Source organism: Caldisericia bacterium (assembly GCA_030018355.1).
Taxonomy (GTDB): Bacteria; Caldisericota; Caldisericia; order B22-G15; family B22-G15; genus JAAYUH01.
Window position 1 is genome coordinate 93,117 of record JASEFN010000004.1, and the last position, 15,031, is coordinate 108,147.

Consider the following 15,031-nt stretch of genomic DNA (forward strand, 5'->3'; position numbering starts at 1 on the left):
ATTAATATTCTTTTAATTTATTAATTACTTTATTAAGAGAATATTTTATTGTTCCAAGATTCCCTGCTTTTGTTGTTATTATAATTAAAATTTTGTCATTAAATTTATTAATAATTAATCTACCCCTTTTCATCTCCACTATAATTTCTTCTATTTCTCCCATATACATAGAATTTGAAATGTCTGTTAATAATCCGACGAGAGATATACCAAGACCTCCAATAATCTCTCCTTCAAAATCAGTTGAAAGTTCTGAAATTGTTTCATTATTTTGAGCATTAATATAAACATAACCTAATACCCCGCTTGTTTTTAAAATTTCTTTTAAAACCTCTTTTATCATTTTCTCTCCTTTGATAAATTGAGTGCTTTTGTAAACATTTCAATTGCTTCTTTATACATTCCTTTCTTTAAATACTCATCGCCAAGTTTTTTATAGTATTCTTTATCTTTAGTAATCTCATCTTCAACTTTAGACTCAGAAATTTGCTGAATAGTAGAAACTTCTTCAGTTTTTAATTCCTCTTCGACTACCTCTTCTTTAACAATTTCTTCTTTCTCCTCTAAAATCTCAGGTTTTATCTCCTCTATCTCTAATTTAGGAACCTCAACTTTTCTCTCTAAAATAACTTCTTTTTCTTTTACAAAAGTCTCAAATATTTTTTTATATAAATTATCTTTAAGTGATATTAATTCATTAAAATCTTTATTATCAAAGTGGTAATTTTCATATCCAGAACCAAATGATTTAATAAAATCATTAAGTGGATCAACCTCATAGCACCTCTCCCAATACTCATCTTTTTTCCTTCTATTTCCTGCCATTTCATGAAATTTTCCTAAAATAAAAAGTGCTTTAGGATAATATGGGTGATAAATTAGAATTCTTTCCAATTCTTCTATTGCTTCCATTAATCTGTCTTCATTTTTTAATGTATATGCATAAAGAACCTCATATGGTTTTTTATTGCCACTCTCTTCTTTTATTTTCTTCATTTCACTACTTGAAATGAAACCATTATAAACTTTTGTTTCTGCCTCTTTAAACTTTGAAATGTCAGGTAACTCCTCTTTTGAAATTATTGAATATAATTTTCTTATATAAATATTTTTTGGATTATAATCAAAACCTTCATAAAGATATTTTGATGCAATATCATATACTTTAAGTAGATAATAAATTAATCCAAGTAAAAACAGTGCAAAATCATTTTCAGGATCAATTTTTAATGCTTGTTTTAATTCAATTTCACAAGATTTAAAATCATTTTTCATAAGATATGATATTGATAAGTCTATTTGAGATCTTATATAATATGGAGATAAAAGCAAACTTTTCAAACTTATAAGAGTTGCTTCATCATAATTTCCATTTAATATTAAATATTCAGAAAGAACTGCGTGTGAAGATAACAGTTGTGGATTTCTTTCAACTTTCTTCTTATAAAATTCAATTAATGGTATTAACTCTTCCATAATCCCCTTTTGGTGCGCCCGAGAGGATTTGAACCCCTATCCGTAGCTCCGGATGCTACCGCTCTATCCACTTAAGCTACGGGCGCTTTAAATTATTGTATAATAATTAAAAGAATTGTTCAAGGAGGAAGTAATGGAGATAAAAAGAGAACACTTGAAAAAAGTTTCTGATACAAAGTATATGATTGAGGTTGGAACAATTCCTGGAATGAATGTTCCTGGAATTATTTATGCTTCAGAAAAGATGATTCCAAAAATTCTTATGGATAAATCACCAATTCAAGTTGCAAATGTCGCAACACTTCCAGGAATACTTAAAGCATCAATGGCAATGCCAGATATTCACTGGGGTTATGGTTTTCCAATTGGAGGAGTTGCAGGGTTTGACATTGAAAAAGGAGTGATATCTCCTGGTGGAGTTGGTTATGATATAAATTGCGGAGTTAGACTTTTAAGAACCAACTTTAAAAAAGATGAAATAGAGAGTAAATTAGATGAAATTTTAAATAAATTGTTTGTTAATATTCCATCTGGAGTTGGTTCAAGTGGAAAACTTCGTCTTGGACCAAGAGATCTTGATGATGTGATGGTTAAAGGTGTTAAATGGGCTATTGAAAAAGGATTTGGTAGACCTGAAGATCTGGAAACAATTGAAGAGCATGGAAGTATGCAAGGAGCAGATCCAAATGCTGTTTCAGGAAGAGCAAAAGAAAGAGGTGGACCTCAACTTGGAACACTTGGTGCAGGAAATCATTTTCTTGAAATTCAAGTTGTTGAAGAGATTTATAATGAAGAGATAGCAAAAGTTTTGGGTTTATTCAAGGGACAAATCACAGTTTTAATTCATACTGGAAGTAGAGGTCTTGGACATCAAGTTGCATCTGATTACATTGAAGTAATGTTAAACGCAGCAAGAAAATATGGGATTAAACTAGTTGATAAACAACTTGCTGCTGCTCCATTCTCCTCTCCTGAGGCAAAAAGATATTTTTCAGCAATGGTTGCTGCCGCAAATTATGCATGGGTAAATAGACAATTGATTACGCACTGGACAAGAGAAACATTTAAAGAAGTTTTTAAAAAATCTGATAGAGATATGGGTTTAGAAATAATTTACGATGTTGCTCATAACATTGCAAAAGTTGAAGAACATGTTGTTAATGGAAAAAAGATTAAAGTTGTTGTACATAGAAAAGGTGCAACTAGAGCATTTCCACCAAATCATCCTGAACTTCCACAACAGTATAAATCAATTGGTCAACCAGTTTTAGTTCCAGGAGATATGGGAAGATACTCCTTTGTTCTTGTTGGAACAAATAAAGCAATGCAAGAGACATTTGGTTCAACATGCCATGGGGCAGGAAGAGTTATGAGTAGAAGTGAGGCATTAAGAGAAGAAGATGCAAATGAAATAATTGACACGCTTGGAAAAAGAGGAATTAAGGTTAAAGCAAAAAGTAAAGAAACTCTTGTTGAAGAATCACCTGAAGCATATAAAGATGTTCAAGATGTTGTTGATGTACTCCATAAGGAGGGAATATCAATAAAGGTAGCAAAGTTAAAACCAATTGCTGTTATGAAAGGATGAAAAAATTTATTTTGGGAGGAGTAATTTTATTTTTACTCCTCCCATTTTTTTCTTGTAATTTAAATTCAAAAATAGATTTTAATTTTATTTTTCCTCAAAATGGTGATTATGTAACAAAAGGTGAATTAATAATTGTTGAATTTTCAGATTTAAAAAATATAAATGAGTTAAAACTTTTGCTTCTTGGTGATAATTTTAAAAAAGATTTGCTTTACGAAATAAAAGAAAATAGATTATATTCATCTTTTCCACGAGATATTTCAGATGGTGAATATATATTGAATGTTGTTTTTTATATAAAAGATAAATATTTTAAAAAAGAGATAAAAGTAATATTAAACTCAGAAATTCCAATTTGGGAAAATATAATTTATCCAATCTATGTAAGATCTGGAAGAGAAATAACAATTGAATCAATTTCCTCAACTCCATTAAAAGAGGTTAAAGCAATTTTTGATGATGGTACAATTTTAAATTTGAATTATTTAAATGAAAAAGATTTATGGCAAGGAAAATATATAATATCAAATTTTATAAATGAGGGGAGTCACATTATTAAATTTGAAGGAATTGACTTAAAAGGTGATATTATTGAAGATACAAAAGTTCTATATGTAATAAATTCTGATCCTGTTATATATTCACCAATTGATGGCCTTGAAACAACCACAAATGAAATAACTATATTTGGATTTTATGAACAAGATAAAAATATAATTATCTATTTAAATGACAAACCTTATAAAGAAATAAAAGTTGAGCCTTCTGGAAATTTTTACTCAACTCTATTTTTATTACCAGGAAATTATAAAATTTTCGCAAAAGACCCTCAATCTCAATTTTTAGGCATATCGTCTCTCCAAAATATAAACTTGAAAATTTTTAATGAGGGAGTTATTGTCTTATGTTATCACAATGTAAGTGATAAAGGTGGAAATTTATACACTATATCACCTGAAGAGTTTGAAAATCAAATAAAATATATGATAGAAAAAGGATATACCTCAATTACAATTGATGATCTTTATGATTACTATTTTAATGGAAAAAGTATTCCTAAAAAAAGTGTACTTATAACTTTTGATGATGGTCTTAAAGGTGTTTATGAATTTGCATATCCAATTCTTAAAAAATATGGTTTTAAAGCAACATTCTTTGTAATTGTAAGTAGAGTTGGAAGAGTAAGTAGCTATGTAGATTGGGATAATCTTAAAGAAATGGTTAATAGTGGTGTTTTTTCAATTGGTTCACATACATTTGATTCACATAGAACACATATTTCAAATGGAAAATTTGTATCAATTATTTCACAAAAAAGAGATGATGAAGATTTTGAAAATTTTAAAAATAGAGTTGTTGAAGATTTAAAAAAATCAAAAGAAGAAATAGAAAAAAATATTCAAAAAAAGACCATTTCATTCGCATATCCCTATGGAGAGTATTCTAAAGATACAGTTGAGTTTTTAAAAGAAAGTGGTTTTATTTTTGGATTTACAACTTATAAAGGTATAAATATAAAAAGCATCTCAAAATATGAATTAAAGAGATATTCTATTTATAGAAGCACTGATATTAAACAAATTATTAATTAATGTGATAAAATTTATTCGGTAATTTTTATAATAGGAGGGATTCATGAAAGAGTTTCAAAATGAACCTTTAGTTGATTTTAAAAATGAAGAAAACAAAAAATTGATGGAAGAGGCGATTAAGAAAACAGAGAGAGAGTTTGGGAAAGAGTATGAGATGATTATTGGGGGAAAAAGAGTTAAATCAGTTGAGAAATTTAAATCAATTAATCCATCAAAAAAAGATGAAGTTGTTGGTCTCTTTCAAAAGGGTAAAGAGGAACATGCAGAAGAAGCATTAAAAGTTGCATGGGAAACATTTAAAACTTGGAAAAATGTCAGTGCTGAGAAAAGAGCAGATTATCTTTTGAAAATTGCTGATACTTTAAGAAAAAGAAGATTTGAATTTGATTCATATTTAATTCTTGAAGTTGGAAAAAATTGGTTTGAGGCAGATGCTGATGTTGCTGAAGCAATTGACTTTTGTGAATATTATGCAAGAGAGATGATTAAATTTGATAAGGGACAAAAAGTTTCCCAATGGGACAATGAAAAAGACGAAATGTTTTATATACCACTTGGTGCTGGTGTAGTAATTCCACCATGGAATTTTCCACTTGCGATTCTTGTCGGAATGACAACATCAGCAATTGTAACTGGAAATACAGTTGTTTTAAAACCATCAAGCGATGCTCCTCTTATCGCGACAAAATTTATGGAAGTATTAGAAGAAGTTGGTCTTCCTTCAGGAGTTGTTAATCTTGTAACTGGCCCAGGTTCAACTGTTGGTGAGTATCTAGTTAAACATCCAAAAACAAGATTTATATCTTTTACTGGTTCAAAAGAGGTTGGTCTTCATATTGTTGAAGAGGCTGGAAAACATAGAGAAGGTCAAATTTGGATTAAAAGGGTAGTTGCTGAGATGGGAGGAAAAAACGGAATCATTGTTGAAGATGATGCAAATATTGATAGTGCTGTTCAAGGATGTCTTCATTCAGCATTTGGATTTCAAGGTCAAAAATGTTCTGCTCTTTCAAGACTATTTTTAAATGAAAAAATTTATGATGAATTTTTAGATAAATTTGTAAATAAAGTTAAAGAAATAAAAATTGGACCAACAAAATATTTTGAAAATTATTTGGGCCCTGTAATAAACGAAGCATCATTTAATAAAATTATGTCCTATATTGAAATAGGAAAAAGGGAAGGTAAACTACTTTTAGGTGGAGAACCATATGAAAATAAAGAAGGATACTTCATAAAGCCAACACTATTTATAGATGTTGACACAAAAGGAAGATTAATGAAAGAGGAAATTTTTGGTCCTGTTGTTGGAATTGTAAAATATAAAACTCTTGATGAAGCAATAGAGATGTTTAATGATACTGAATATGGATTAACTGGTTCAATATACACTAAAGATAATGAAAAAATTGAAAGAGCAAAAAAAGAAATGCATTGTGGGAATTTATATATAAATAGAAAATGTACTGGAGCACTTGTGGGAGTTCATCCATTTGGAGGCTTTAATATGTCTGGAACAGATTCAAAAGCAGGAGGTCCAGATTATTTACTTCTATTTTTACAAGCAAAATCTGTTGGTCATTATTTAGGCGAATAAAAAATTTTATAATTTGAGGAGTTTTTATGGAAAAAGTTAATTTTGATGAGGTTCAAAAATTAGAAGTTGTTAAAGATTTAGTTGATCAATTAATTGACTTAATGTTAAATTATAGGCAAAGTGGGCACCCCGGTGGTTCAAGGTCAAAAGTTCACATGTTTGTTTCAACTCTTCTTTCAAAACATTTAAGGTATGACATAAGAGATCCTGCAAAACCATTTAATGACAGAATAATTCTTGCTGCGGGTCACACAATTCCTCTTGTTTATGCAACACTTGCAGTTTTTAATGAAGCAATGAGATTAAGATATGAGGAGACTAAAGATCCAAGATATCTTCCAAAAGATAAAAATTCAACACTATATCCAAAAGACCTTTTAACTTTTAGAAGAAGAGGTGGCCTTCCAGGACATGCTGAAATGGGTGGAAAAACTCTTATTTTAAAATTTAATACAGGTCCTTCTGGTCATGGAATTACAGCATCAGTTGGTGAGGCTATTGCACTTAAAAAAATGGGTGCTGAAGGAGTAAAAGTTGTAGTATTTGAAGGTGATGCGGGTTTAACACCAGGCGCTGCACATGAAACAATGAATTCAGCATGGGCTCTTGGACTTGATAATCTATTTTTTCTAATAGATTGGAACAATTTTGGAATTGATGATCATCCACTTTCAGAAACTGTCCCAAATACTCCAAAAGAGTGGTTTGGATGTCATGGATGGAGAGTAGTTGGTACTCTAAATGGAAATGATTTTCCGTCTGTCCTTGAAATCATTGATGAATTATTTGGAAATGTTCAAAAAAATATCCCAAATGTTGCATATTTTAGAACAAAAAAAGGAAGAGATTATTTAAAATATGATAACAAATCACATGGTGCTCCTCACCCAATGAATTCAGAAATATTTTGGCAAACAAAGATTCCTTTTCAAGAAAAATATGGTGTAAAATTCGAAGGATTTATGGAACCACCACCTCCAACATACGAAGAAAGAATGAAACAGTTTGAAAGAAATATTGATGTAGTTATTTCAGTTTTGAGAGAAAATAAAGAAGTCTTTAGATTTGTTGCTGATAGATTAATTGAACTTGCAGAAAAAGTTCCAGATCATATTGATAACTTAAGAATTAATAGAGAAAACAATCCCATTCATGATGAAGCACTTTATGATTTCAAAAATTATCCACCTGAAATTTGGGCAAAACCAGGTGAGAAACAACCAAATAGAGCAGCATTAAGAAAATGGGGTGCATGGATTAATGCGTATACTTATAAAAAATATGGAAGACCACTTTTTATTGCAATGTCAGCAGATTTAACAGAATCAACAAATATTGATGGATTTGGACTTCCTTTTGGTGATTTCAAAGGTCTTGGATGGTATGATAAAGAAAAAAACATTGATGGTGTTCTTCTTCCACAAGAAATTACAGAATTTGTTAATTCTGGAATTTGTGCTGGAATTGCAACAGTTAATATAGCAAAAGATCCTTATAAAGAATTTTTAGGATATTACTCAGCATGTTCAACATATGGTTCATTTGCATATCTCAAATATGGTATGATGAGACTCTTTTCCCAACTTGCCCAAGATTCACCAATAAAAGTTGGTAAGATAATATGGGTTGCAGGTCACTCAGGTCCTGAAACAGCAGATGATTCAAGAACACACTTTGGAATTTTTGCAACAGGAGTTACTAAACTTTTTCCAAAAGGACAAGTTATAAGTTTATACCCATGGGAGTATAATGAAGTACCAGTTTTATTAGGAAGAGCATTAAAAGAAGATGTCCCTATTATTGTTTTACATCTTACAAGACCCCCAATTGAAATTCCAGATAGAGAAAAACTTGAAATTCCAAGTCATTTTGAGGCTGCACATGGTGCTTATATTTTAAGAGATTATGAAAATGGAAAGGAGAAAATGGGAACTGTTATAGTACAAGGTACTAGTCCAGTTAGTGAAATCATTAAGATTCTTCCAAAACTTAAAGAAGAGGGAATTAATGTAAAAATTGTTGTTGCAACTTCATATGAATTATTTATGTTAGAAAGTGAAGAATATAGAAATAGAATTCTTCCAAAAGAAGATTGGGCAAACTCAATGGTGATAACAAATGAATGTTTAAAAAATATGAGTGATTGGATCTTCTCAAAAGTAAATGAGGAATATTCAATGTCCTCTGACTGGGATAATAAGTGGAGAACTGGTGGAACGGTTGAAGATGTTCTTGAAGAGGCTCATCTTACAAAAGAGTACATTTTTGAAGGAATTAAAAAGTTCGCCTTAGATAAAAATAATAGATTAAAAAAGATTAAAGAATATTTTAATATTTAATTTATTAAAACTACTTTAAATAACTAAAGAGGGAGTAAAAATCTCCCTCTTTTTATTTTTATATTTTATTTTATAATTTTTTTAGATATTTTATGAAAAATAAGGAGATCTTCTATGAATAACAAAGATTATTTTGATAAAGTAAGTGAAAAATGGGATGAAATGAGAAAAGAATTTTACTCAGAAAATGTTAGAGAAAAAGTCATTAATCAAATAGATCTTAGAAAAGATATAATTGCCGCTGATATCGGTGCTGGCACTGGTTTTATTACCGAAGGTTTAATTAAACTTGGTATTAAAGTTATTGCAGTTGATAAATCACCAAAAATGATTGAGCAAATGAAAAAGAAATTTAAAGATTGTGAACTAATAGAATACAAAATCGTTACATCTGATACATTACCTATTGAAAATAATTTTATAGATTATGTTTTTGCAAATATGTATCTTCATCATATAGAAAATCCACAAAAAGCAATTAATGAAATGGTTAGAATATTAAAATTAGGTGGTAAATTAATTCTTACAGATCTTGATAAACATAATTTTGAATTTTTGAAAACAGAACAAAATGATTTTTGGTTAGGTTTTGATAGAGAAACAATTAAAAAATGGTTTATTGAATCTGGTTTGATAGATGTTAAAGTAGATTGTATCGGAGAAAATTGTTGTTCGAAATCAACTAATAGTAACAATATAGCTAAAATAAGCATTTTTATAGCCACAGGAATTAAGAAATAAATTACATTTTTTCTTCAAATTGACTTTTAAGTAAACTTAGATTTTTAATATTTTCGATAACTTTGGATAAATTTTCATGAGTCTCTATTATTTCTCTAACATTCCAAAAAGTTAATAATTTTCTAAAATTCTCAGGTAAGGTATTAATTTCATTTTTAATAATTTCAATCTGACTTCGGTTTGTTGCCACGATTAATTTTTGAACAGTAGGATTATTTAAAGCTTTTTGTAAATTTAAAATCAAACTATCTATTGAACCTTTTCTATGAACTTCAAAAACATACGTTACTACACCTAAATTAGCAATCTTTGCTCTCCAAATAACATCAACTCTTGCACCTTTTGAAATAATTTCCTCTGTAAATGTTTCAAATCCTAACCATTCTCCAATTTCTGAAATTTTATCTCTTATTTCATCATGATTAAAATCTTCATCAAAAATTTCTTCTTCTTTATAAATAGATATTTGATATAAGAAATAATCAACTCCAAGCAAATCTAATTCAGGGAATTTTAATTCTTTTAATTCATTAAGAATTTCTTTGTATGTTTTTATTATCTCTATGTACTCTTTACCTGTTATAAAATATTTATTTATAGGCAAGTGCTCAACCTTCAATTTCTTTAACGCATTTCTTGCCTTATCGTTCCAGATTACATAATTTTGTGGATCAAATATACATAATATTTCTGTAATTGATGCAGTGCCTAAATATTTAATTTCTTTTCTAAATTTGTCAAATCTTATTTCAATATTTTTATCACCATATAATAACTCATATAATTCATTTTTCAATTTTGATAAACCATTGGCTTCAATGATTGTTTTAATCTTATAATCTTTATTCCCCAAAATTTCTGTTGTCCATAAATTAGAAATTATTTGACCAATTTCAAATTCATCAAGATTTTTAATTACATCTTTTTTTAAATATTGTGCTATTTTATCTCTATCCTTTTTTCTTGCTTCTAATTCCTTTGAAAGATCCTTTTTATAATTTTTTATTTTATTATAAAAATCTCTAATTAAATTTCTTGTTTCAGAACTTATCATTAAAATAATTTATAAAATAATTTAATTATGTAAATTTTTTTTCACTTCTATTTTTATTTTATTAATTACCTTAAATACTTTTTCAGGGGTGAATGGAAGAGAGTTAAGTTTTATTCCAGTTGCATCTAAAAATGCGTTTCTTATTGCTGGTGCAGGTCCATTAATGTTTATTTCTGCAACAGATTTTAATCCAAATGGTCCTGTTGGTTCATATGTTTCAATAAATTTAACTATAATCTCTGGAATATCAAGAGCAGTTAAAACTTTATAATCGAGAAAATTTGGATTAAGAGGAACTCCTCTATTAGAATAAATTAACTCTTCTGTTAAAGCATAACCCAACCCCTGAACAATTGAACCAATTACTTGACCCTTTGCAAGATTTGGATGAACTACAGTTCCAATATCATTAATTGCGACATATTTAATTGGAATTATTTTCCCTGTTTCAAGATCAACATCAATTAAAACAAAATGTGCTGCAAAAGGAGGTGGTGATTTTGGAGAAACAAAGGATGCTGTTACTTCAATTTGTTCCTGTTCAAAACTATAAAAACTTTTCTCACCAATTTCTCTTAGTGATATTCTTTTTTGAGTTAATTGTGAAATTACAAAATCATCTTCAATTTTCAGATCTTCTGGATACTCTTCTAAAATTTTTGCTGCATATTCAAGAATTTTTTCTTTAATTAACTTTCCTGCTTTTTGAACTGCACCACCAGAGACATAAGTTGTGCTTGAAGCATATGCACCAGTGTCAAAAGGAGTGAAATCTGTGTCAGATGAATAAACTTTAACCTTATCATAAGAAACTCCTATCTCCTCTGCTAAAATTTGAGCAAGAACAGTATCAGATCCAGTTCCAATATCTGTTGCACCAACAAAAAGATGAAATGTTCCATCATCATTGAGTTTTACTCTTGCACTTGCCATATCAATAAGAGGAATACCAGATCCTTGCATCATAATTGCCATTCCAACTCCTCTAACAAAACTTCCATTTCTAACCCTTTTTCCTCTCCACCTTTCCCATTCGATTATCTTCTTTCCTAAATCAATACATTCACTGAGTGCAGAACTTTCAATATATTGAACTACACCCTCTCTTCCTTCACCAAGTTTTTCAAAAACAGGAGATGTTTCTCCTTCTTTTATATGATTTATCTTTCTAAGTTCAATTGGATCAATCCCTATTAATTCTGCAAGATCATCCATTGCACTTTCAAGAGCAAAATATCCATTTGTTGCACCATAACCCCTAAAGGCTCCAGATACAGGTAAATTTGTATAAACCGCATCTCCTATAAATGAAACACTTTCTGCTTTGTTATATAATGGTAAAGTTTTACTTCCAGAATTAAATAAAACAGTTGGTCCATGTGTTCCATATCCACCATTATTCAATAACACCTTCATTTGAATTGCATTTAATTTTCCTGATTTATCTGCACCTAAACTTATCCAAATTTTTGAAGGATGTCTCAATCTTGAAGCAATAAACTCCTCTTTCCTTGTATACTCTATTCTTACTGGTCTTTTTGTCCTTATTGTCATCAAAGCACAAACATCCTCTAAGACCATCTCTTGTTTTACACCAAACCCCCCACCCACTCTTGGTTTTATAACTCTAATCTTATTCATTGGAAATTCAAGAATTCTTGAAAGTATTCTTCTTATATGAAATGGAACTTGTGTACTTGTTCTAACAACAAGATTTCCATATTCATCAAAATATGTAATTGCAATATGTGTCTCAATAGGAGTATGTTGAACAGGCTGAGTTATAAAAAACTCTTTCTCAATTTTGTAATAAGATTTGCTAAAATCTTTTTCAAAATCTCCAATATTTAATTCAACATGAGAAATTATGTTTCTTTTTTTATCATAAATTCCAGTTGTCTCTTCCTCATCATGAATTATAACTTCTCCTTTCATTGCTTCTTCTGGATCAAGAACATAAGGAAGTTCTTTATAAGTTACTTTTATTTTTGAAATTGCCTCTTCTGCAATTTCAATAGATTCTGCACATACAGCACAAACTCTATCTCCAACATATCTAACTTTTTTATCAAACATAAAGTGATCATATGGAGATGGTTCTGGATATCCTTGACCAGCAGTTGTGTGTGGTATTCTTGGAGTATTTTTATAAGATAAGATAAGTTTTACTCCAGGAATCTTAAGTGCTTCACTCTCATCAATCTCAACAATTTCTGCATGAGGATATGGACTTAATAAAAATTTACCATAAAGCATATTTGGTAAAAAAATATCATCAGTAAAAAGTGGATTTCCTACAGCAAGTGGTAATCCATCATATTTTTCAACATTTTTTCCAATTACTTTTTTCTCTATAAAAATTTCTTCTTTTACTGTTTTGCTCATTTTTTCTCTCCTTTCATAATTTCAATTAATTTCTTAGTTGCATCTATTTGTTGTACATAACCTGTACATCTACAGATATGACTGGAGAGAGCTATCTTTATATCTTCTTCTGTTGGATTTGAAACTTTATCTAATAAATTCTTTACAGAAATTATAATTCCAGGTATACAATAACCACATTGAATTGCACCCTCCTCAACAAAAATTTTCTGAATTATATTTGGATTATCATAATCTCCTATTCCCTTAACAGTTATAACATTTTTTCCATTTATTTTACCTGCAAGATAAGTACAAGAAGGCACTGGTTCTCCATCAATAAGAACTGTACAAGCACCACATTCTCCTGTTTTACAATTATTTCCTTTAACCTCAGTATGATGGTTTCTTCTTAAAAGTTCAAAAAGAGTCTCTCCAGGATAAGCATCAAAAGCAACGTCTTCACCATTAAGAATAAATTTCACTAACATATTTCCTCCTTTATTTTTTCCAAATTTCTTTTTGTTAACACTTTTGAAAGATGCATTCTATACTCTTTTGATGCTCTTAAATCATCAAAAAGTGGAACATCTATAAACTCTTTTACATAATTAATATTTTCATCATCAAGTTTCTTATTTATTAAATATTCTTCTATTTTCTTAAGGTGAACAGGAAAATTTGGTCTACCACCTAATAAAATATTGGCTTCTTGAATAACTCCATCACTAATTTTTAATAAAACACCTTCATTTAAAAGAGGTATATCTGCACTAGTTCTTGTAAATCTTATATAAGAAAAGAAATAATTTGAATTAAAATTTGGAAATTCAATTTCAACAATAATAAATTTTTTATTTTCTTTTTTAAAATCAATAAACTCTTCAAGAGAAATTGTTTTATACGCTCCATAATAAATCTTAATTTTTGATTTCAATGTTATAAAAATAGTTAAAATATCAGACCATCCATATCCTCTTGCAATTGTTCCACCAACTGTCATTATGTTTCTTAAAATTGGAGTTGCTACTTTTGAAATTGAATTTATAAATGAACCTCTTAAAAAATTTTTAAGTTCTCCACATCTTTCAATTGATCCAATTGTTGTGGTTGCACCAATTTTTATTGATGAATCCTCTATTTTAATATAATTAAGAGGTATTTTTTCTAAGAAAATGAGACATTCAATATCACTCCTATCTCTCCAAACAATGTCAAGTCCTCCTCCAACAATTTCTCCTTTCAAGTCATATTTTTTAATTAATTCATAAGCCTCTTCTATACTTTCTGGATAAAACCATTCCCTTACATTTTTAAGCATTATATCCTCCTCTCTTTAAATATTTATTTAATAAATCCTTTTTTGGAATATAAATTCCAATTTTTGTTGTTGAAAGGGATGCAACTAAATTCGAAAAGAAGAGAGACTTTTTAAAATCAAAACCATTTAAGTAAGAAAAAATAAAAGCTGCATTAAAAACATCACCTGCGCCTGTTGTATCTATGCTTCTTACTTTAAAAGAAGGTTCAAAAATTTCACCATTTTTAAAAATTATCTTTGCACCTCTCTCTCCCATTTTTACAATAAATATCTTTCCTTCACTAATTGCTTTGTTAAAATTCTCTTTTTTTATTATACTCAATTCATACTCATTTGTGAAAATAAAATGCGAGATATCAAAAATTTTAAAGGCATAATCTTTAAAATATTTTATATCCTTTCCAATTCTATAGTTTATATCAAAAAATATTTTTATTTTTTCTTTTGTTGAATTAAGAAAATTAAATGTCCTTTCATTTAAATTTTTTTCTGTTAATAATCCACCTGAAATATAAATAACCGAAAATTTATCTAAATTAATTAAATCAATTTTATTAAAATCTGTATCAACATAACTTGCATTTTTTAAATTTGCAAATGATATTCTTTCGCCATTTTTATTTAAAACAATAACTATACTCGCTGTATTTTTATTTGAAAATGTTATTAAATCAGTCTTAACACTATTCTCTATTAAATAATCAAAAATAATCTTTCCAAATAAATCTCTGCTTAAAGAAGATAAATAATAAGTTTTTATTCCAAGTTTACTTAATGCAACAGAAAAATTAACACCTGTTCCAGCAGGAACTATTTTTAACTCTTTAACATGGGAGTTTTCATCATATTCAAATTTAAAACTTACCTTTTTAATTTTTATTCTTATATCTATACAATTATCTCCCAAAACAAGAACATTCTTTTCTTTTTCCATTTTCTCCTCTATAAAAATTATATGA

12 protein-coding genes and 1 tRNA gene are annotated in these 15,031 nt (G+C 28.7%); 5 read left to right on the forward strand and 8 right to left on the reverse strand.

Annotated elements, in window-relative coordinates; translation table 11 throughout:
• Position 1: 1 nt before the first annotated feature.
• From QMD25_05300 to QMD25_05310, 3 genes are all read right to left on the reverse strand, one after another.
• Positions 2–343, reverse strand: coding sequence for a hypothetical protein (locus QMD25_05300; GenBank protein MDI6861412.1), 342 nt, complete (start codon positions 341–343; stop codon positions 2–4).
• The gene (locus QMD25_05305) at positions 340–1,476 is read right to left on the reverse strand and encodes a tetratricopeptide repeat protein (protein MDI6861413.1); all 1,137 of its coding nucleotides are present in this window, start codon (positions 1,474–1,476) and stop codon (positions 340–342) included. The genes QMD25_05300 and QMD25_05305 overlap by 4 nt, the downstream gene beginning before the upstream one ends.
• Before the next feature lie 10 nt (positions 1,477–1,486).
• A tRNA-Arg gene (locus QMD25_05310) sits at positions 1,487–1,562 on the reverse strand.
• A 95-nt stretch (positions 1,563–1,657) separates the two neighbouring features.
• Here QMD25_05310 and QMD25_05315 point away from each other — a divergent pair.
• From QMD25_05315 to QMD25_05335, 5 genes are all read left to right on the forward strand, one after another.
• Positions 1,658–3,064, forward strand: coding sequence for an RtcB family protein (locus tag QMD25_05315; GenBank protein MDI6861414.1), 1,407 nt, complete (start codon positions 1,658–1,660; stop codon positions 3,062–3,064).
• Entirely contained in the window at positions 3,061–4,656 is a 1,596-nt protein-coding gene (locus tag QMD25_05320; protein MDI6861415.1) for a polysaccharide deacetylase family protein, read from the forward strand. Before QMD25_05315 ends, QMD25_05320 begins: the two co-directional genes overlap by 4 nt.
• Before the next feature lie 43 nt (positions 4,657–4,699).
• Entirely contained in the window at positions 4,700–6,253 is a 1,554-nt protein-coding gene (pruA, locus tag QMD25_05325) for an L-glutamate gamma-semialdehyde dehydrogenase (GenBank protein ID MDI6861416.1), read from the forward strand.
• 26 nt (positions 6,254–6,279) lie between these two features.
• Entirely contained in the window at positions 6,280–8,592 is a 2,313-nt protein-coding gene (locus tag QMD25_05330) for a 1-deoxy-D-xylulose-5-phosphate synthase N-terminal domain-containing protein (GenBank protein ID MDI6861417.1), read from the forward strand.
• A gap of 114 nt (positions 8,593–8,706) precedes the next feature.
• On the forward strand, positions 8,707–9,333 hold the full coding sequence (locus QMD25_05335) for a class I SAM-dependent methyltransferase (protein ID MDI6861418.1): 627 nt from the start codon (positions 8,707–8,709) through the stop codon (positions 9,331–9,333).
• 1 nt (position 9,334) lies between these two features.
• Here QMD25_05335 and QMD25_05340 read toward each other — a convergent pair whose 3' ends face one another.
• From QMD25_05340 to QMD25_05360, 5 genes are read right to left on the reverse strand one after another with little or no spacing between them, the layout of a single operon-like run.
• On the reverse strand, positions 9,335–10,387 hold the full coding sequence (locus QMD25_05340) for a hypothetical protein (protein MDI6861419.1): 1,053 nt from the start codon (positions 10,385–10,387) through the stop codon (positions 9,335–9,337).
• A gap of 21 nt (positions 10,388–10,408) precedes the next feature.
• Complete coding sequence (locus QMD25_05345) at positions 10,409–12,772, reverse strand: molybdopterin-dependent oxidoreductase (protein MDI6861420.1); 2,364 nt, start codon at positions 12,770–12,772, stop codon at positions 10,409–10,411.
• Complete coding sequence (locus QMD25_05350; GenBank protein MDI6861421.1) at positions 12,769–13,242, reverse strand: (2Fe-2S)-binding protein; 474 nt, start codon at positions 13,240–13,242, stop codon at positions 12,769–12,771. The genes QMD25_05345 and QMD25_05350 overlap by 4 nt, the downstream gene beginning before the upstream one ends.
• Positions 13,236–14,072 (reverse strand): FAD binding domain-containing protein, encoded by an 837-nt coding sequence (locus QMD25_05355; protein ID MDI6861422.1) that lies wholly within the window; start codon positions 14,070–14,072, stop codon positions 13,236–13,238. Before QMD25_05355 ends, QMD25_05350 begins: the two co-directional genes overlap by 7 nt.
• Positions 14,065–15,006: a carbohydrate kinase family protein gene (locus tag QMD25_05360; GenBank protein ID MDI6861423.1), complete on the reverse strand. Its 942-nt coding sequence runs from the start codon at positions 15,004–15,006 to the stop codon at positions 14,065–14,067. The genes QMD25_05355 and QMD25_05360 overlap by 8 nt, the downstream gene beginning before the upstream one ends.
• Positions 15,007–15,031 lie beyond the last annotated feature (25 nt).